Here is a 19,805-nt window from a genome sequence, read left to right on the forward strand (position 1 = left end):
ATCGCCCTGGTTTTAGATGAGGTTCATCGCTCCCATGCTGCTCACGTGGTGCGTGTTGCCCACAAGTTTTCCGCCTGGGGTGTGCAGGCGGACTTTGCCGCGGTGGCGGCGCATCCTGCCGCGGCTCGGCTTCCCTTTTCCTCGCTTATTTTTTCTTTTCTGTGACCCGGGATTAGCCGGGTCATCGTCGTCGTTGACGCCGTTGTGGTACTTACACAACATGGTCAGGTTCGAGGGTTTCGTATGTCCGCCGTGTTTGTGGGCGTCGATGTGGTGAACTTGGCATCTATCGGCTGGTACGTTGCAGTCTGGCCAAGGACAGACGAGGTTCTCTGCCATGGCGAGAGTGCGAAGTTTGTCTGATGCGAATCGGGCTTCGTACAAGTTCACCGGTCCGGCGGTGGGGTGGAAGAGCCCGACGTAGAGTTTGTCGCCGAGAGCACCTTCCATTGCGGCGTTGATGAATTCGGCGCCAGTCATGGTCGTGCCATCGGATAAAGCGACGATGACTTCGTCGCCTTTGCCGCAGGAAACTTTCGCGAAATCATCAAGACCAATAGCAATCACAGTGCGGTATTCCGGCTTGATGAGCCCGGTGCCGGTGCCTTCGACTAAATCCCAGAAAGGCTCCAACAAAGCTTCAGAGCGCGGCTGGTCGTCGTTGGTGATGGCAGCATCAAGCGTCTTTTCTAAATCAGTAATACGGCGCTGGGTATCGGTAATGCTAATGGTGCGTAGGCCGTCGATGACGCGGCCGAGACGCACCCCGGGTTTCTTTTTGGTGTCGCCGCCTTGTTCGGTGACGCGTTTCTTGGCGTAGGCTTCGACTTCTTCGAAGGTGCCTTCAAACGCGATAAGTTCAGCGCGGAGTTTCCATGCGGCGCCGCGGGTGTTGAGTTTCTTGGCGTGCTTGTTGACCATCTCTAAGTATTCGAGGCTTAGTTGCCTCGCTTCGGCAAGCGCGACCGAGTCGCGCTGCACCTTGGGGGAATCAGCGGGCCCGAAGAATACTGTGGCTAGCCGGGTGTATTTGCGTGCCGTGTTCAGTGGCATCAGGTCACCGGCGAGGTCGTGTGGGGAGCACTCGTACACATCGCGGAGGATGGTTATTCCGCTGGTGTAGAAGAGTTTTATTATTTGTTGTCCGTTCATAACTTCGACACTAAAACGCCTTTGCAAGCCCGCGCTAGTGCAAGCTCAAAAACCTGTGGATAACTACGTTGACGCGTCACGCAACAGCCAAAGTTATCCACAGACAGTACCAAATGGCAGGTATTATTCGCGCGGTGCTGCAGTGGTGCCGCGTTCAATGAGTCTTGGTACTAGCGTGTGCTCGACATCGGAGTAAGACTTCTTTGATTCAAGTTTGTTTAAGAGTAAGTATGCGGCGTTTAGTCCCACGCCAATACTGTTGTCGTCGATGGTGGTTAGGGAAACTAATCGTGACTGCGCTAGGGGAGTGTTGTCGTATCCAACAACTGACAAGTCTTCTGGCACACGAAGGCCGCGCTCACGTGCCGCCCCTAGAACGCCGATGGCAGTGATGTCATTGGAAGCAAAGAAAGCCGTGATTTCAGGATGTGATTCCAGAAGTAACAAAGCTTGGGTATAGCCATAATGCTCCGTTGCAGGCCCGGGAGTTTCATTGGCTAGTGGCACTAGACCGTGTTCATTCATCGACGCGATATAGCTTGCTAAACGCTTCTGTCCAGCACCGCTGTGAACGTTGATGTGCGCAATGTGTTTATGTCCCAGTCCAATGAGATGTTCCGTGGCAAGTTTGGCGCCTAAGAAGTCATCATTCGACACAGCGTGGGTGGCAAACTGCGTATCGCTTTCAAGAGGAGTGAATCGGGTGCCGGCCACGACAAAAGGCGGCATGTTTTCAGGCAGTGATTTTTCTGCAATGTCTTGGGCGATGATGATTCCATCGGGGCGCATGGTTAGTGCATGCGTGATGGGATCGGTATCTGAACCAGACGTTAAGGAGTCAATAACAGACATCCTATACCCCTGCGGGGTGAGGATCTCACTAAGGGATTGAAGCATGTCAATGAACCAGGGGTTGGAATAGTCATCGATAAGCACGGCGACCAGATTACGGCGCTTGGCTGCTAAGTCCGATGCAGCGCGATTGGGCTGGTAACCGAGCTTTTTAATTGCGTCATTGACCGCAGTAGCAGACCGGGCGCTGACGTTGTCAGAGCCGCGAAGAACTAAAGAAACCAGCGATTTTGAAACGCCAGCTTCCTTCGCAACATCATAAATTGTGGGCCGTGTACTGCTCATCTAAATAATCATACTCATGATCTATTGACAGGACATAGTTTCAACTATAGTTTTATTGGAACGCTCCAAATAAAGGTTCTGGATCACATTATAGGGGCGAGATAAACCAAAGCACACCTCTATTTAAGGAGTCACCATGGCTGAGCAAGTAAATAACTCACAAGAGATCCGCGTCGCCGTCATCGGCGCGGGCATGGCCGGCAAAGCACACGCGGCGGGGTACCTGACCGCGCCAGCAACCTATGACAGCACACTGCCCAAGGTCCGCCTGGTGTCTATGGCTGATGCCAATGCAGAACTGGCAGAATCCACCGCGGCACGTTTCGGCTTTGAGCGCTTTGATACCTCCTGGCAGGCGATTGCTGAAGCCGATGACATTGATGTGGTCAGCGTTGTGGTGGCGAACTTCCTGCACCGTGAAATTGTTGAGGCGCTGCTTGCATCCGGCAAGCACGTGCTGTGTGAGAAGCCGTTGTCGGACAACATCGAAGATGCGCAAGCTATGATTCGTGCGGCTGAAGATGCGGAAGCCAAGGGTGTCATCGCGCGTATTGGTCTGACCTACCGCCGCTCCCCAGCGGTAGCGCATATTCGTGACCTGGTGCTCTCAGGTGAGCTGGGTAAAGTGCTGCACTTCTCCGGCCACTACTGGACAGACTATGGCTCCAACCCAATGGCGCCGATTAGCTGGCGCTACAAGGGGCCCAACGGCTCCGGCGCGCTGGCCGATGTGGGCAGCCACTTGACCTACCTCGCGGAATTCGTGGCTGGTTCAGACTTCTCAGAGGTTCGCGGCGGGCAACTATCGACTGTAATCACGCAGCGTCCGAAGCCACTGGGCGCCGTGGTTGGCCATGAAGGTGGCGCGGTCTCTGATGAGTTCGAGCCTGTAGAAAATGATGACGTGGCGTCCTTCTCCGGCAACTTTGCAGGTGGTGGAACCGCAACCATCCAGGTCACCCGTATCTCGCAAGGCCACCCAAATACCTTGGGCTTTGAGCTGTTCTGCGAGAAGGGCTCGGTATTCTTCGACTTCCGCAAGCCAGGCGAGTTCCACATTTTCACCCCGGCAACCTCTTCTGATGCTTCCCAGGAAGCTGGCTACCGCACGGTCACCCTGGGTCCCAACCACCCATACTGGCGCGCAGGTCTAGCTATGGATGCTCCAGGCGTAGGTATCGGCCAGAACGAGGGTTTCGTGTTCCAGGCACGTTCCTTCCTCGAGGAAGTCGCAGGCATTTCTGAGGCAGACAGCTTGCCACGGTGTGCAACCTTGGAGGAGGGATTGCACAACATGCAGCTTATCGCTGCCATCTCGCAGTCCGCCGCCGAAAACGGTTCAACCGTTGCTGTCCCAGTCCAAAACGCAGCCCGCGTAAACGCCTAAGAAAGATAGGTACCTTTGATGAAGCTTGGTCTCTACAACGCGATCTTCCACGACCGCTCCCTGCCAGAAGCACTAACCGCGATTAAGGATGCCGGGCTTACCGGTATTGAGCTCAACACCGGTGGCTTCTTGCCAGCGAAGCATGTTCCAACCATCGATGACATTCTCGTAAGCGACGACGCCCGGGATGAATTCCTTGGTCAGTTTGAAGGAACCGGCGTTGATATCTATGGCTTGAACTGCAACGGCAATCCACTGCACCCAAACCGCGAAATCGGTGAGAAGCATGCCGAGGATATCCGCCGTTCCATCCGCCTAGCTGAGCGCCTAGGGCAATCCCGCGTGGTTACTATGTCTGGTCTTCCCGGAGGTGAGCCGGGTGCACAGCGTCCGAACTGGATTGTGAATGCCTGGAACTCGGCGGCGCTGGATGTCTTGGACTACCAGTGGGATATCGCCGCTGACTTCTGGCGTGAAACTGACCGCTTGGCCGCTGACCACGGCGTCAAGGTTGCACTCGAGCTGCACCCGCAGAACCTGATTTTTAACTCGGCGGATGTGCACAAGCTCATTGAGCTGACCAAGGCCACCAACGTAGGCGTTGAGCTGGATGCCTCGCATTTGTTCTGGCAGCAGATGGATCCAGTGGCTGTCATTGATCACCTTGGTGAGCTGGTATTCCACGCTGCGGCGAAGGACGTGCGCATTAACAAGGAATGGGCGCAGTTAAACGGTGTGTTGGATAACAGCTTCCGCCGCCTCGATCCATCAGAAGAACGAACCAATTTGGGCGGCGATGAATGGGCAAATGAATGGCCAAAGAATTCCGCCTGGGACTTTGTTGCTTTGGGCAAGGGTCATGATGTGAAGTACTGGACGGAGTTCCTCCGTGCCTTGCACCGCATTGACCCAGACATGCTAGTCAACATTGAGCACGAAGATGTCGAACTCGGCCGCGAGGAAGGCGTCAAGATTGCCGCCGATGTCCTCAACGCTGCCAACGATGCTCTTGAGGCTTCCCTCTAGAGCCCAAAACACTTGCCGATGATGCCCTGGTTCTTTCGACCTCCTAAAAGAATCTGGGCATCTTGTGCTTTTATATCCACTTTGCATGAAACGGAGAAAGACATGTCTACTGAACGCCGCACACTCAATATCGGGGTTATCTCACTTGGCTGGATGGGCCGCCTGCACGCGCGTTCCTACCTGGCCGTTGCCCAGTACTTCACCGAACTGCCTGTCAGGGTGGTTCTGCACACCGCCGCTGATCCGGATGAAGGTGGACGCAACTACGCCTATGAAGCGCTTGGCTTCCAAAACACAGTCAGTGACTACAAGGAATTGCTTGGAGATCCAGAGATTGATGCCGTTTCGATCTGCTCGCCAAACTTTCTGCACCATGAAATTGCAATGGCAGCGATTGAAGCAGGAAAACCCTTCTGGATTGAAAAGCCCATGGGTCGCGGTGCTGCTGAATCACAAGAAATCGCGACCCGTGCGTCGCAAGCTGGCCTGGTCACTTCCGTAGGATTCAACTACCGCCACGTGCCTGCTATCGCTGAAGCGCGCCGACTGGTGCGCACCGGGAAGATTGGCACTATCAACAATGTGCGAGTTAGCTTTAAAGCCGACTACTCAGCTGATCCATTGGGTGCTTTGACCTGGCGCTTTAAAAAGGAACTTGCTGGTTCCGGTGTACTGGGCGATTTGATGTCACACGGCTTCGACCTGGCGCAGTTCATCGTGGGGAAGTTAGATTCCGTCACTGCGACTAATGGCATCTTTATTCAGCAGCGACCATTGCCTGCAGGTGGTGCTGCTAGCCACTTTTCCCAAGGTGTTGATTCTGCGCCAAAGGGCGAGGTGGAAAACGAGGACTACACAGCCGTTCTGGGACGCTTCGAGTCTGGAGCTATCGGCGTGTTCGAGTCCAGTCGTGTTGCTGTCGGACCGCGCGCGGAATACATCATTGAAGTTTACGGCTCGAAGGGATCTTTGCGTTGGAATTTCCACCGACTCAATGAATTGGAGCTCGCTGATTCCCATGATGGCTATCGGACCATCATGGCTAGCCCAGCCTATGGGGAGTTCTCCCGCTTTCAGCCTGGAGCTGGCACGAGCATGGGTTTCGATGATCTTAAGACTATCGAGGCGTATTTGTACCTTCGTTCCATCTTGGAGGGTAAACAGTACGCCCCGTCGGTCGGTGATGGCTGGGCCGCTGCGGAAATCGCTGATGCGGCTCTCGAAAGCGCGGAGTCAGGGCAGTGGGTCGACATCAAGTCAGTTGACGCTCCCACTACTTATGACCGTTAGATTATAAAGATTTAAGCAGTTCCGCTGTTGTCGTTAGAGTAACCATCGGCGACAGCAAACCAAGCAGGTCTAGAGTTTGCTTCTGTGCTTCATCGCTGACTGCACCGCAGGCATCAGTTACGATAGTGACTGAACGGCCAGCATCGATTGCTCCCAATGCGGTGGATAGGACACAGCATTCGGTTGCGACACCGCAAATAACTAACCGCGCTTCCAAAGGCGCGATATCGGCTAATTCAGATCCCCACTTAGAAAAAGTAGGCAACGAGATAGTGGCATGCTCTGGTCGTGTTTCTAGCGTGATGTCCCATTGCTCCGAACCTTTATCAACCCGGAAGCTCGACCATCGGTCGTAGTAGTCAGCCCAAGCGCCTTGTTCTTCAGGATCTCTGACGAACTTTGTCCACACCACGGAGTTTTCGAAAGCGTCGACAAGCTGAGCTACCTTTGCTTCTACTTCCTCGTATCGAGGAATAAACCAACCGCTACTTGGCTCAGCGAATGCAATTTGCATATCAATTACCGCAAGCGTTGGGGAATTTTTCTCACGCATACTAGTTCTCGTCCTCCTTTCCATCTACACCGCTCGGTGCCACAATGGCCAAAGAGTGGTTCTTGCACCCCATGGAAATATCGTTGTTACGTCCACGAATAGCGTGAATAGCCAAATATGTTAGAGCAGACGCGGCAGCACCGATGAAGTAGGTGACATCGCCCGCACCCTCAATGAGTGCAGCAAAAGGCCCGGTACCAAGCGGGGTGGTCCAGAACAATGCTGAAACCAAGCAACCTACTAGCCAGGAGATGCAACCCCACGAGATCTTGCGTTCTGGTTGGTCTAGCTCGGCGATGGCCTCTGTCATGTGGTGACGGGTTCGAATGTAGTAATCAACCAGCAAGACCGTTGTAAATGGAACTACCAAGTAGCCCAGCATTGACAGGAAATCGTAGAAGCTGCCGTAGGGATCTCCCTGCATAAGCAGCGTGATGCCAAAGCTGATGAGTGCGGTGATGACAACACCCATGGTGCGACTCACCGGAACGCGAATAGTCAGCAAGGAAAGTGCACCGCCGTAGAGGTTCATGGCACTGACCGGAATCGTGGAGAGTACAACGGTGAGCATGGCCAGCCATGCCCATGAACCAGTGAGTTCAGCAACGGCTTCTACTGCGCCGAGGTCTCCCGCGAAACTGGAGACCAAAACGCCGATACTTCCAAGCCACAGCAGAGATAGGAACCCACCGCCAGCAGTGTACGCCACGATTTTCCCCTTAGATACGCTGCGCGGGAGGTAACGGGAGAAGTCAGATGCAAATGGCGTCCAGGTCATCACATAGATGAAGAAGAAACCTGCGAATGTAACCCAGTCAGCAATTCCGCCACCGTCAGAACTTGGTGCAGCGGCACCAATTTCGACCTCGGTCAGTGCGAGCACTGTAATTACAGCAAACAACACTGTGAGAACGACCGTGGCGATCTTGTTAACCAGGTGGATTAGGTTATGTCCCCACACGGCAAAGAGTGCCTGGAATACGAACAAAATGAGCGAGCCAATCCAGAAGGGAATTGCGAAAAGCTCCTGCAGTGCAAGGACTGCAAAAACGGTATTAACCGCAACCCAGCCCACTGCGGATACGTTGGTCAGCAATGCCACCGGTACGAAGTTGGCGAAGAACCCCATTGGTCCGCGTGCCTGAACCTGCTGCGGTACGCCGAATCGCGTGCCGATACTTGCGAGTATTCCCATGACAAGAGCACCGGCAAGGCTACCGACAGCTACGGCAGATAAACCTTGGACTATTGAAAGACCCAAAGAGCTAGCAAAGAATCCCGAGACCAAAACGGCGAGCACCATATTGGCAGCGAACCAGAGGGTGAACTGGGAACGTGGATGTCCGTGACGTTCAGCATCTGGGATGGCTTCGGTGCCGTACGGTTCAGCCTTAGTTAGGGAGCTACCGTACTTAACACTAGTGGCTTCGGAATTGCTTAAATCAGCGGTAGGAGCCTCAACGTCTTCTGGAGGGGTAGCGATGGCTTGGCCATCAAGTTGTGCGGTCATAATCATGCCCTTCTTTGTGATTGCAGCCATTCTTGGCCAATTCTTGAGATTCAAATCACTTGTATGCAAGATACCATAAAATGGAAAGAAGGCAAGTAATTTTTAATTTTATATGAAGATAGTGCGCTTCTTCCTGCACGTTAAAGTTTTATTCGGGGTTGGCGGGAAACTTTTTAATGTATACAAGAGCTTCTTGTGGGCATCGAAAAGCAACAAAACATGAGTAGACCCTGAATCGGAACTTCCAATTCAGGGTCTTTTGGGCTGCGGGTGGGTTAATGCTTAATGTCTCTGCCTTTGCGGATTTCCTTATCAAAGATGACGCCGCTGGTGACGTCTTCATCAATTTCCTCAAGGGTCCGCCCGCGGGTTTCGGGGACAAGCGCGTAGATGAAAACTAAGGCGACCACGCCGATGCCGGCGAAGAGGAAGAATGTACCGGTTAGGCCGACTGCTTCCATCAAGGTTGGGAAGAAAAGTCCCAGGAAGGCGTTGGTCATCCAGAGGAAGAATACCGAGATGCCGATTGCAGCGCCGCGCATTGCCAGTGGGAAAATTTCGGACAACATCACCCAGGTGGCGACGTTGAGGAAGGTCTGCATCGAGCCTACGAAGATAACTACCAGCGTCAGGATGACATAGGGGCGAAGTGGGTCACCAACTGGGAACATGAAGGACGCGATACCGATGAGTACGTGGGAGACCGTGGTCAAGGTGTAGCCGGTAATCAAGGTGGTGCGTCGGTTGACGCGGTCCATCATCCACAGCGCGATGAAAGCGCCTACTACAGCAATTACACCTGGAGCGATGTTTGCAATCAGTGCTGCATTTTGGGAAAAGCCAGCTTCGACTAGGACAATCTGACCGTAGTACATGATTGAGTTAATGCCGGTGAGCTGTTGGGCAACGCCTAGACCGATGCCGACGATGAGGATTCGCACTAGCCATTTATTAGTCAGAATCTCTTTGAAACTCATCGCTTTTTCGGAAACCTTTTGGTCTTCCTCTGCCATGACCCGGACGTCAGCAACCTCGGCGTGGGCGCGGTCTAGGGGGCGTACAGTTTCAAGAACCTTACGCGCTTCATCGATGCGGCCCTGTTCAACTAACCAGCGTGGCGATTCGGGAACTCGTAGCATTCCGAAGAAAAGTGCGATTGCAGGAATTGCGGCGATAGCAAGCATGTATCGCCACACGCCTTCGTGGTGACCCCACACGTTACCGATGATTGCATTAATGACAAAGGCGGCTAGCTGGCCGACAACAATCATTAATTCATTGCGGCCAGCAAGTGAACCGCGAATTTCAAATGGGGCTAGTTCCGCCAGGTAGACCGGAACAACCGTGGAAGCGCCACCGACGGCCAGGCCTAGGATGACGCGGCCAACGACCATGATTTCAAAATTCGGCGTGAATACACAGACCAAAGCGCCAATGAAGAAAGCAACTGCGAGAAGGATGATGGTCTTGCGTCGTCCCCACTTATCGGAGACACGTCCGAGAACCATTGCGCCAACTGCTGCGCCGAAGAGAAGGGAAGATGTGACTACGCCTTCAGTAAAAGCTGTTAGTCCGAGCTCTGCGGTCATTGGTGCTAATGCACCGTTGATGACGCCAGTGTCGTAACCGAAAAGTAGGCCACCAAATGTCGCAATCAGTGCGACGTAGAACAATTTCTTGCGGTATGGCCCCTCCGTCAACGGAGGAAGTTTCCTGCTTGTATGCGGTTCTTCTGTGTCAGCAAACGCACTTACCATTATGTCTCCTAAGTATCCGGTAGCCGGCTAGGCAGGGAAGGGAGCCTGCACAGGATATGCAGAGAGTGACTCCCATCACCAGTTGAAATGATTGTGTCATTCTCAATATGTCCTGTCAATCATTTATGACATAGTTCTTTGGTTGCTCGTCCGAGGCTAAAGGTGGGTGTGTGGGCCCTCTTGGGGTGTCAGTGTTGTGTAAATGCTTGAAGATTTAAGCACCTCGAATTCGTAGCCTGTGTGTTGAGGGAGATATAGTGCCGATATTTTCGGGTGAAAAATCGCGGAGTTTTTGTTTCCAAGGTCGCTCTGTGGGGGTAGCGGGGGTGGGTATTTGAGAGAGTTTGCCCTATTTGTTCGGTGACATTGTCAGGCCGTCGCGAGAGCAAATATCCGAATGATCTAACAAACTTTTGTCTATTGGGTGCTGAAGGGGAGCCGTTGTGTGGCCGCCCCTGAGCAGTCGATGAATTAGATTTGGGCGGCGATGGCCTCGGCGAGCGCCAAATCTTCCCATGGCATGCCAGTGAATTTGAAAACCACTGGTGTATTGCGGTGTAGCTGGACCTCGCTGCGGACGACCTGAGCGAAGGTTGCGATGGAATCTTTATCGAGGTTGCCCTCATCAACCGCCTGGATGATGTCGCCGGCTTCGCGGAAAGCCGCGGCTTCTTCTTCCATAATGACCTGGGCGCGGGCGAGGAGCGCGCCGGGAAGTTCGCGGGCGTCGGGGGAGTGCGAGCCTACAGCAACGATGACAGCATCATCACGCACATCAGTATCCTCGATGACTGGCTGCGGCGAAGTAGTGGTGGTGATGATTAATTCTGCATTGCGGATAGCCTCGTGGGCAGCATCGCTTCCTGCTTGTAGCCAGTTGTCCAAGTCATCAGGCTGGGTGCGGCTAATGAAATTGATATTGGTTTCGCGGATGTCCTCGCATACAGATTCCACTGTCTTTGCGTGCGCACGTCCTTGTGCGCCTACACCGACAATGACCACATCGAGTGGCTGTGAAGAAGTAGTAAGTAAGTGAGATACCCCTGCGAGCGACACAGCCGGTGTGCGTAGGTTAGTCAGAGCAACGCCGTCGATGGTAGCGGTGGGTTGCAATGTGGAGCCATCGAAAAGCACATAAATGCCGTTGACACTAGGAATGCTTGGGTCTGCTGTCTTACCGGGGATGGAAATAAGCTTGATGCCAAACCCTGTCGGCGAATTAGAAGGCATCAATAGAAAGTCACCGTTGGTGATTTCTGCTCGGCTGCGTTCCAAATCTGTCGACGGATCAAAACCCTGTTGGAGATAGTCGCGCAGTGCCTGAACTGCCTGCTTGGGGCTTAGCGTCTTTTCAACCTGCTGGGCGTCAATATGAGTCAGCGTCATCGCGGTGCCTTCCGTTGTTGGATGTTTAAATCCACTGTATTAGACACTGTGCACAGTCGTGGGCGGATTAGGCAGCAGCGTTGACGGAGCCGGATTGCCGCGGGTCGCAGTAGTGGTGAAATTTGCGACCGTGCCGATATAGCGCTCATCGGAGGCTTCAATCGGAGTGCCGTCGAGGGTACAAGAGCGACGACGCACCCGCAGCAGTGGTGTGCCTGGCTCGATGCCGAGCAACGTGGCATCTTCCTGTTCTACCGCCATGACATCAACGGTGCGCGTGGCGTAATTGATATCCATGCCGGAATCTGCAAGCTGTTGATGGATTGATCCGGAGTCAGGATCAAATGCCAGGATGTGTTTTCCCACCTCCAGCGGATAGTTAAGGCGCTGCACCATGACTTTCTGCCCGTCCATCAGCCGCAGACGGTAGACGGAGACAATCGGAGTGCCCTCGGGAATTTCTAATAGCACTGCCAACTCTGCATCCGCGAGGCGTCGCATGACATATTGCGTTTGTTGTCCAGGCTCAATACCGGAAGCGTGGCACCACTGCGTAAAGGATAAAACTGCGTCAAAGCATTGCGTCGGCACAGTATCTAATACACGCGTCCGGCGGCCTTGACCGGACGATACAAGGCCTTCATTGCGCAGTGCAGTGATAGCTTGCCGAATGGTGCCGCGTGCGCAATCGAATTGCTGGCACACCTCGGCCTCGGAAGGAATAGCCGCGCCAGGGGGTAAAGAGCCGTTTTCAATCTGCTTGCGCAGATGCGCGGCAACTATTTGGTATTGCTGTTGTCGGCTCACTAGTCAAGCTCCTAGGTGACATGGTTGAGGTTTAAAACCACTGGTTCACAGTGCTTTTCGATGCTATCTCATTGCTGCTGCAGACAGCAGAAATCCCTGCCCTCGTCGCACGGATCGTGGACGGGGACAGGGACTTGGACTACGCCTTATTTACACGGGGTCTTTAGCCTCGGGATTTGGCTCTGGACTTTCTGAAGATTCCGGGGTTTCTGGATCCTCTTGGTCACTCCACCTTCCGCGTTCGTGGTCGAACTCAATTTCATTACCGTGCTCATCGGTGCGCTGGTACCAATCGGTGAGCTTTTCAGAGCTGGAATCGAAATTGGCGCCAGCTCCGCGTCCGTCAGGAGCGGTACATACTGATAGCTCAAAGTCATCGCCATGTTCTTCAAGGCCTCGAACCACCGCATTTTGGACTGCCGCGGCTGCATACTTGCGGCGAATCGCTGCTGGGTCAGTCATTAAATCCTTGATGAAGCCGATGGTCATGAATATCAGAACAACAGAGAATGGCAGTGCGATAAGGATCGTCAGGTTCTGCAATGCGGTCAACGTGGTCACGCCGCCGGCCAACAGCATGACGACGGCAATGCCCATCATGCACAAACCCCAGAAGACAACGACCAACTTATTTGGCTCTGGGTTGCCCTTGGACGACATCGTCCCCATCACGACGGATGCGGAGTCCGCGGAGGTGATGAAGAAAATTGCCAGCACCAAGATAAGAATGAAAGGAGTAATAGCGTTGAGTGGGAGTTGATCGAAAAGCGCGAACAATACTTGCTCATTGCCGGCCGAACCATCGAAAAGCGGCAAGCCGCCCAGGTGGAAGTTGACGGCAGCACCACCGAAGATGGTGAATGCCAAAATCAGGATGAAAGTTGGTGCAGCGATAGTAATCAACGCGAATTCACGCAGTGTACGACCGCGGGAAATGCGTGCGATGAACATGCCGACAAAGGGAGTCCAGGCAATCCACCATGCCCAGTAGAACGCAGTCCAGCTGCCCTGGAAATCGATGGTCTCCTGGCCCCAGGATAAGGACTTGCCCATCATTGGCAGGTACTGGTCAATGTAGGTAGCGATGCCTGAAGGAATCAGGTTGAGCAGGAAGAGGCTTGGGCCGAAGATGAAAACGAATCCAATCAGGCACAAGGTCACCGTGATATTGATGTTGGAAAGGTAGCGGATACCGCGGGCAACACCAGTAACCGCACTGATGATGAAGCAGACTCCCAATACCCCGATGATCATGATGACAATGTTGTTGGTGATTTCGCTGGCGCCGGAGATAATTTGCACACCCTGGGAGATCTGCGTTGCAGAAAGTCCCAGCGTTGCCGCGGTACCAAAGAGGGTGGCAATGATGGCCATCATGTCGATGATTCGTCCCACGATGCCCTCATGTGGCTTAGAGCCCAACAGGGAGCGGTACGTCGAGCTCAGCAGCGAAGGTCGGCCGCGGCGGTAGGTCGAGTATGCCAACGCTCCGCCAACGAGTGCATATAGTCCCCAAATTGCTAGACCCCAGTGGAAGTGCGACTGCGCCATTGCTTGGTGTAGTGCCGCTGGAGTAGCTGGTTCAGCAGTGTGAGGAGGAGGAGACAGGAAGTAGGCCAGTGGCTCGGAGGGGCCGAAGAAGAAGATACCAACACCGATACCAGCGCCGAACATCATGGCTACCCAGGAAAAACGGGAAAACTCAGGTTTCTCATCGTCTTTGCCCAGTGGAATGGCACCGAAGCGGGAAAACGCCAAGAAGAGCATGACGAAAAGACCAAGACTCATGACAAGGTTGAGCAGCCACGCAACATTGTCCATTGACCATGCATAAGCTGATGCGGAAACATTTGCCACCGATTCAGGGTTGGAAACACCCCAGATGATGAAAGAGACAATGGCGATCGCAGTAACAGAGAAAACTAGCTTGTCGATGCCAAAAGAGTTCTTTTGATCCTCAACGCTCAGCCCAGGTACTAATCCTGGGTGCAAGTCATGCGGGTAGAGTCCGACCGCTGACAGGCGGCCACGCTGCCGCACAGCGTGAACAGGCCTTCCTTTTTCGGGACCGGCTTGTTCGGCGGGGTTATTGACGGTGGTAGACACTGAAACTCCTTATGTATTCAGTAGGTCGATTGCATCTAATGCTCTTTGTCGCTGCATGTGCGAGCCGTGACCACGTCGATGCCCTCGTGGGGTGGCAATAGAGGAAGGAGAAGCCCCCGGGATTTAGTCCATTGAGTCGAGGTTGAGGCTGTCGTAGAACTTGCCAGCCTTGTAAATTAGCGGCTCGGATTCGCTTGCTTCAGCCGAGAGCACACGTCCGATGAATACGGTGTGGGTAAGCGCCTGGAAGCGTTCCTTGATTTCTACTTCGATAGACGCTGCCGAATTCGTGATCATCGGCGAACCATAATCACCTTCGTGCCACTCAACCTGCGAGAACTTATCCTTATCTCGGGAAGCAAAGACGCCCAAGGTGTCGCGCTGGTCGCGGCTCATGATGTTGATACCCATGTACTTGGAGCGGAACAGCGAAGGGTAAGTCGATGAGGTCTTCTGGACGCAGACCAGAACCAGTGGTGGGTCCAAAGACACCGAGTTATAGGAGTTTACGGCCAGTCCACGCGGAGCATTTTCTTCATCGCGTGTGGTCACCACGGTCACGCCGGTGATGAACTGACGGTTAAACGCCTTGAGTGCTTCCCGGGATGGTTCACCGGAGAAGTCTTCGTTGACGGATTCGACATCAAAGTCATCGAAAGCTGCACGCAGCGACTTCAGACCCATATCCGACAGCAAAGCGTGTGCGTCCCACGTGACGCGCTCGTGGTCGATCTTGCCATCCACGAACGTAATCAGGTTGGAACCGTAGGTGGTTACTTCAGCGCCGGTTGGTGGGACACCACTGAAAGACTCAGTGAAAGTGCCGGTGGAATGCCAGTAGATGGCACCGCGGTCTTCTTCAATCAGAATCTGATCGATGGTGGTCGTCAGATCCGGAAGTGCGGTTCGAATGTCCAAAATCTCTTGTTTCACACGGTCAATGTCTGAAACTTTCTGCGACTGGGTGCCTTTACGCGTGTAGGAATCAGTGATGATGTCGTCGAAAGCGTCGACGTTACCTTCATCCCATGCCTTAGACCAGGCCGCGACGATTTTGTCCTTGATTGGCGAATGCATACATGCCCTCCTGTAGGCCAGTTAACACTTATGTTCACAATGTGATGTGCACACCTGTTGTATGCAACAAAACCATAGCGCGCGTCACATTGAACGTCAACAACGAATTTGAAAACGGCTTTAACCTGCCAATTTAGGAAAGTTGTTGACTTGGATGATGTGAAGATGTAGCTTTCAGGTATGCAACAAACTGTGATTCAAGGCAATAGGGACTCCCAGGATGAGCCAACTCTCTTTGAGAAGGTTCGCGCTCGTATCCTCAGCGGTGAGTTTGAACCTGGCAGCCTGGTCCCCGAGGCCGGGCTGGCAGATGATTTCGGAGTCAGCCGCACGCCAATTCGGGAAGTCTTGAAGCAGCTCGAACGACAAGGCTTAGTGGAAATTCAGCCGCGGGTAGGAACGTTTGTACACAAGCCAACTCGTCGCGAAATCGCTGAGCTTTTCCAGCTCAAAGAGGTTTTAGAAGGGCTTGCGGCAGGGCTTTTAGCTCGTCGCGGGCCGGTGCCGGAGCTTGATATCTTGCAGCGCAACTGCGAGGAGTCGGAGCTGGCAGTTGAGCAGAATAACTCCAAGCGATATGCAGAGCTCGTTCACGAATTCCACTGGACGCTGGTCCGCGGCGCTGACAATAAGAAGCTGTATGAGCAATACGAGTGGATGATGCATCAGCTTGTATACCACCAGCTGGTGCTGAAAACAGTGACAAAGCCCAGCCGCTTGTTAGCTTCCAACTCGGAGCACCACCAGGTGCTGGAAGCCATTCGAGAAAAGGATGCCATGGCCGCGGAGTTCGCAATGCGCAGCCACGTGCATACCTCTAGCCAGCTCGCAATGGTTCCCGAGGAAGTGAAACAGACAACGTCAGAACCTTTTTATCTCCACTAATGCGAGACAAAAGAAATAAACACTGTGCATTTATAAGAAAGGCCGGAATCATGACCACCACGATTGCATCCCACCCAGAGTTCTTGCTCTTGGCGCAGAAGCTGGGAGTACGAAAGATTTCTCTGGTTCGAGATGAAATTAGACAGGAAGCTGGAGTTTCACTCGACCAGCCAATCCAGCAAGCAGCTGCCATTGCTGTCTTGCCTAACCCCTGGGCAGGGAAGGGCGTTGATAGTGACCTTTCCGAAGAAGTAGAAAAGCTGGCCCCAGTACTCGCCAAGGTTTTAGCAGACAAGCTTATCGATGCCCTCGGCGGCGCCGATAACATCGAAGCCTTCGGCAAGGCCGGCTTGGTGGGAACCAATGGCGAGGTTGAGCACGCAGGTGCACTCATCCACACCCCGTACTTCGGAAATATTGTTCGCGAGTTGTTGGAAGGAACTTCCGTGCTGTGCTTTGCAGACGGCCGCGGTATTCCTTCGCAGAGTATCCGTGTCCCTATCTGGCACAAGACTCATGCAACATCGCGCAACCACTATCAAACCATGGACGTGCACTTGGCGGATGCGCCGCATGCCGATGAAATTTGTGTCATCGCTGCAGCTTCTACAGGTACTCGACCATTCCCTCGCATTGGTGACCGTCGTACTGATGGCAATGTCACTACCGAAATTTTGAAAGGACTCATCTAATGGAAATCCGTAAGATCACCACAATCACTGAAGAGATTCTCACCGAAGGCGGTAAGGAAGTTGACCCAGTAATCAACATTGCTGTGGTGGCTGCTGTCATCAAAAACCCATGGCACGGCCAGGGTTTCGTAGAAGACCTTAACCCAGGTATTGACGAAGTCGCATCGGATGTCGGTGCAGTTCTCGCTCCTCGCGTGGTTGAATTGCTCGGCGGCAAGCTGGAAGCATACGGCAAGGCAGCTATCGTTGGTCTTGATGGCGAAATCGAGCACGGTTCTGCTCTGATTCACACGTTGAAGTTCGGCAACCACTTCCGTGATGCAGCAAACGCCACCACCTTGCTGCCAGCAGTAGAAAAGCGCGGTACCACAGGTATCGTCTTCGATATTCCGCTGAAGCACTTCACCGATGCCACCATTCGCTCCCACCACCAGACCTTCGAGTGTCGTGTTGCAGATGCACCACACGCAGATGAAATTCTGATTGCACTTGCTGGCTCTTCCGGCGGTCGCCCACAGGAGCGCCTGGCAGCACTGAGCACCGAGCAGTAATGCCATGAACGCCGCAGCATCATCAGCCAAGCCAACTATTGTTCTCCTCCACGGGGTAGGGCTTGATAAGAGTGTGTGGAAGCCAGTTCAAGAATTATTGGACTTTGATTCAATAGCGCTTGATCTTCCAGGCCATGGCCAACAGCCACCGCTGACAAGCACCGCAACTTTATCCGAGTTGGGTGATGATGTTGTGGCACGGCTTCCCGAGGACCCAGTCCACCTGGTTGGGTTCTCGCTTGGAGCTTTAATCGCTTCCAATATCGCAATCCGCTTCCAAGACAAGATCACATCTTTAACCTGCGTGAACGCAGTATGTGATCGCACTCCGGAAGAATCCGCACAGGTAGCAACCCGTCTTCAAGCTGCACGCGATGACTTCGCAAACAGCATGAGTATCGCGTTAGAGCGCTGGTTCCCAGAAGATACCCCGCAAAACCGCGCGCTGCGCGAGGAAACCGACAAGGTCCTAATGGCCAATGACGTCGCTTCCTACTTATATGCCTATGAAGTATTTGCCACCGGCGATAGGGAATTGGTCGTGGATCTAGCAACCATCACCGCCCCAACCCTGGCTATCACGGGCGAAAATGACCCGGGTTCGACTCCCGATATGAGCTATCGGATTGCGAAGTACATCCCGAACACGCGGGTGGAAATCGTTCCCGAAGCTCGGCACATGATGCCAGTAACCCACCCGGACGTCCTGGCTCAACAACTTAACAACCACGTTCAGCAAGCAGAAAGGATAGCGTAATGACTACCCGTATTAATCATTTCATCAACGGAGAGTCCGTAGCTCCCAGTGAGAATGACTACCTGGAAAGTACTAACCCTGCGACGCTGGATGTGCTCTACGAATTTGCGCGCGGTAGCGAAAAGGACGTAGAACGCGCAGTCAATGCTGCTGACGATGCCTTCCGTAACCCAGCGTGGGCTGGTCTCACCCAGACCCAGCGTGGACATCTTTTGCGCAAGCTTGGCGATGTCATCGGTCAGAACGCTGATGAGCTCGCACGCCTAGAAAGCTTGGATAATGGCAAGCTTTTGCGTGAGATGAAAGGCCAGCTGAAGGGCGTTCCGGAGTACCTGTACTACTACGGAGGGCTTGCCGATAAGATTCAAGGCTCGCAGATTCCAGCGAACTCCCTGGATATCATCAACTTCACCCAGCGTGAACCACTCGGTGTCGTCGGTGCGATTACTCCATGGAACTCACCTTTGACGTTGACCATCTCCAAGCTGGCTCCAGCACTCGCAGCTGGTAACACCCTGGTTATCAAGCCAAGTGAGTACACCTCTCGGACCATTGTCCGCCTGGCTGAACTCGCCTATGAAGCTGGTTTCCCAGCGGGTGTCGTCAACGTGGTCACGGGTCTTGGTGGGGAAGCAGGTGCTGCTTTGGTCAGCAACCATAAGCTCGCGAAGATTTCCTTTACTGGCTCCACAGCGACCGGCTCATCGATTGCCGCGCAAACCGCATCGCGCTTTATCGGCTCGACCCTCGAGCTCGGAGGCAAGAGCCCCAACATCGTCTTCGAAGATGCCAATGTTGCTAATGCGGCAGTCGGTGTCATCGCTGGTATCTTCGCCGCCGCAGGTCAGACCTGCATTGCCGGCAGCCGCGTCTTCGCGCACCGCAGCGTGTACGACGAGCTGGTAGAACGCGTAACTGAGCGCGCCTCTACCATCATCATCGGCGACCCGCTCGAGGATAAGACTGAGCTTGGCCCACTGGCTTTCAAGTCCCAGCTGGAAAAGGTTGAATCCTATGTCGGTATCGGCGTGGATGAAGGCGCGACCCTGCGTTACGGCGGCAAGCGTCCTGATGTTGGACTGCCTGGCTACTTCTTCGAACCCACCGTGCTAACTGAAACCAACAACGACATGCGAGTGTGCCAGGAAGAAATCTTCGGACCCGTAGCAGCAATCATGCCTTTTGATACCGAAGAGGAAGTTCTGCGCTTGGCCAATGACACCGAGTATGGCCTGGCGGCTGGTGTGTGGACCTCGAACCTGCAGCGCGCAATGCGCATGTCACAAAAGTTGGACGCCGGCACCATCTGGCTCAACACCTACCGCGCGATGTCACCGATGTCTCCACGTCAGGGATTCAAGAACTCCGGTGTAGGCATTGAGCACGGACTGGAATCCATCAATGAATACACCCGCCTCAAGAGCGTGTGGATCAACACCAATGAAGACCCAGTAGCTGATCCATTCATCTTGAGGAGCTAGGGACATGCCGTCGATTGCCATCTCCATTGCTAAAGGGCGAACACCGCAACAGATTAGAAATCTGATTGATGCCGTTCACAAAGCAGCCGTAGACACCGTCGATGCGGTCGACGAAAACGTCGTGATTGTGGTTTCAGAAATTGAACACGAGCACTACAGCCGCGGCAATCTCACCATCAAGGAATCGCGTGCAGGACTAGGCAATACCGCCGAGACTGCCAACCAGAAATAACAGCAAGAAATTTAAGGAG

18 protein-coding genes are annotated in these 19,805 nt (G+C 53.7%); 9 read left to right on the forward strand and 9 right to left on the reverse strand.

Annotated features, from left to right (window positions below; translation table 11 throughout):
* Positions 1-12: 12 nt before the first annotated feature.
* Complete coding sequence (locus CSTAT_RS03405) at positions 13-1,152, reverse strand: HNH endonuclease (RefSeq protein WP_075722467.1); 1,140 nt, start codon at positions 1,150-1,152, stop codon at positions 13-15.
* A 123-nt stretch (positions 1,153-1,275) separates the two neighbouring features.
* Positions 1,276-2,289 (reverse strand): LacI family DNA-binding transcriptional regulator, encoded by a 1,014-nt coding sequence (locus tag CSTAT_RS03410; RefSeq protein WP_075722468.1) that lies wholly within the window; start codon positions 2,287-2,289, stop codon positions 1,276-1,278.
* 136 nt (positions 2,290-2,425) lie between these two features.
* On the opposite strand from CSTAT_RS03410, the gene CSTAT_RS03415 reads away from it, so the two are divergent.
* The 3 genes from CSTAT_RS03415 (at position 2,426) to CSTAT_RS03425 (ending at position 5,992) form a co-directional block, all read left to right on the forward strand.
* Positions 2,426-3,676 (forward strand): Gfo/Idh/MocA family protein, encoded by a 1,251-nt coding sequence (locus tag CSTAT_RS03415; RefSeq protein WP_075722469.1) that lies wholly within the window; start codon positions 2,426-2,428, stop codon positions 3,674-3,676.
* 18 nt (positions 3,677-3,694) lie between these two features.
* A complete protein-coding gene (locus CSTAT_RS03420; protein WP_075722470.1) occupies positions 3,695-4,702 on the forward strand; it encodes a sugar phosphate isomerase/epimerase family protein in 1,008 nt (335 codons plus the stop codon).
* A gap of 102 nt (positions 4,703-4,804) precedes the next feature.
* Positions 4,805-5,992, forward strand: coding sequence for a Gfo/Idh/MocA family protein (locus CSTAT_RS03425; RefSeq protein WP_075722471.1), 1,188 nt, complete (start codon positions 4,805-4,807; stop codon positions 5,990-5,992).
* A gap of 1 nt (position 5,993) precedes the next feature.
* Here the strand turns inward: CSTAT_RS03425 and CSTAT_RS03430 are convergent, their stop codons facing one another.
* The 7 genes from CSTAT_RS03430 to CSTAT_RS03460 all read right to left on the reverse strand — a co-directional run bounded on the left by CSTAT_RS03430 (position 5,994) and on the right by CSTAT_RS03460 (position 15,188).
* The gene (locus CSTAT_RS03430) at positions 5,994-6,545 is read right to left on the reverse strand and encodes a cysteine hydrolase family protein (protein WP_075722472.1); all 552 of its coding nucleotides are present in this window, start codon (positions 6,543-6,545) and stop codon (positions 5,994-5,996) included.
* Position 6,546: 1 nt separating this feature from the next.
* Positions 6,547-8,085: a purine-cytosine permease family protein gene (locus tag CSTAT_RS03435; protein WP_244892891.1), complete on the reverse strand. Its 1,539-nt coding sequence runs from the start codon at positions 8,083-8,085 to the stop codon at positions 6,547-6,549.
* Positions 8,086-8,330: 245 nt separating this feature from the next.
* Complete coding sequence (locus tag CSTAT_RS03440; protein ID WP_066792687.1) at positions 8,331-9,812, reverse strand: sugar porter family MFS transporter; 1,482 nt, start codon at positions 9,810-9,812, stop codon at positions 8,331-8,333.
* 471 nt (positions 9,813-10,283) lie between these two features.
* A complete protein-coding gene (locus tag CSTAT_RS03445) occupies positions 10,284-11,198 on the reverse strand; it encodes an ornithine cyclodeaminase family protein (protein ID WP_075722473.1) in 915 nt (304 codons plus the stop codon).
* Between the two features lie 39 nt (positions 11,199-11,237).
* Complete coding sequence (locus CSTAT_RS03450) at positions 11,238-12,005, reverse strand: GntR family transcriptional regulator (RefSeq protein WP_075722474.1); 768 nt, start codon at positions 12,003-12,005, stop codon at positions 11,238-11,240.
* A 150-nt stretch (positions 12,006-12,155) separates the two neighbouring features.
* On the reverse strand, positions 12,156-14,045 hold the full coding sequence (locus tag CSTAT_RS03455; RefSeq protein ID WP_075723778.1) for a BCCT family transporter: 1,890 nt from the start codon (positions 14,043-14,045) through the stop codon (positions 12,156-12,158).
* A 189-nt stretch (positions 14,046-14,234) separates the two neighbouring features.
* Positions 14,235-15,188 (reverse strand): flavin reductase, encoded by a 954-nt coding sequence (locus tag CSTAT_RS03460; protein WP_066792693.1) that lies wholly within the window; start codon positions 15,186-15,188, stop codon positions 14,235-14,237.
* A 180-nt stretch (positions 15,189-15,368) separates the two neighbouring features.
* On the opposite strand from CSTAT_RS03460, the gene CSTAT_RS03465 reads away from it, so the two are divergent.
* The 6 genes from CSTAT_RS03465 to CSTAT_RS03490 are packed head-to-tail and all read left to right on the forward strand — an operon-like array spanning position 15,369 to position 19,786.
* Entirely contained in the window at positions 15,369-16,073 is a 705-nt protein-coding gene (locus CSTAT_RS03465; RefSeq protein WP_066792699.1) for a GntR family transcriptional regulator, read from the forward strand.
* A gap of 50 nt (positions 16,074-16,123) precedes the next feature.
* Positions 16,124-16,765, forward strand: a complete 642-nt coding sequence (locus tag CSTAT_RS03470; protein WP_066792701.1) for an amino acid synthesis family protein — start codon at positions 16,124-16,126, stop codon at positions 16,763-16,765.
* Complete coding sequence (locus CSTAT_RS03475; RefSeq protein ID WP_066792703.1) at positions 16,765-17,316, forward strand: amino acid synthesis family protein; 552 nt, start codon at positions 16,765-16,767, stop codon at positions 17,314-17,316. The genes CSTAT_RS03470 and CSTAT_RS03475 overlap by 1 nt, the downstream gene beginning before the upstream one ends.
* Positions 17,317-17,320: 4 nt before the next feature.
* Positions 17,321-18,073 carry an alpha/beta fold hydrolase gene (locus CSTAT_RS03480; protein WP_075722475.1) on the forward strand — a complete coding sequence of 251 codons (753 nt, stop codon included), beginning with the start codon at positions 17,321-17,323 and terminating at the stop codon, positions 18,071-18,073.
* Positions 18,073-19,554 (forward strand): aldehyde dehydrogenase, encoded by a 1,482-nt coding sequence (locus CSTAT_RS03485; RefSeq protein ID WP_075722476.1) that lies wholly within the window; start codon positions 18,073-18,075, stop codon positions 19,552-19,554. Before CSTAT_RS03480 ends, CSTAT_RS03485 begins: the two co-directional genes overlap by 1 nt.
* A 4-nt stretch (positions 19,555-19,558) precedes the next feature.
* The gene (locus tag CSTAT_RS03490) at positions 19,559-19,786 is read left to right on the forward strand and encodes a tautomerase family protein (protein ID WP_066792709.1); all 228 of its coding nucleotides are present in this window, start codon (positions 19,559-19,561) and stop codon (positions 19,784-19,786) included.
* The last annotated feature ends 19 nt before the right edge of the window (positions 19,787-19,805 follow it).

The organism is Corynebacterium stationis (assembly GCF_001941345.1).
In the GTDB taxonomy this organism is placed as follows: Bacteria; Actinomycetota; Actinomycetes; order Mycobacteriales; family Mycobacteriaceae; genus Corynebacterium; species Corynebacterium stationis.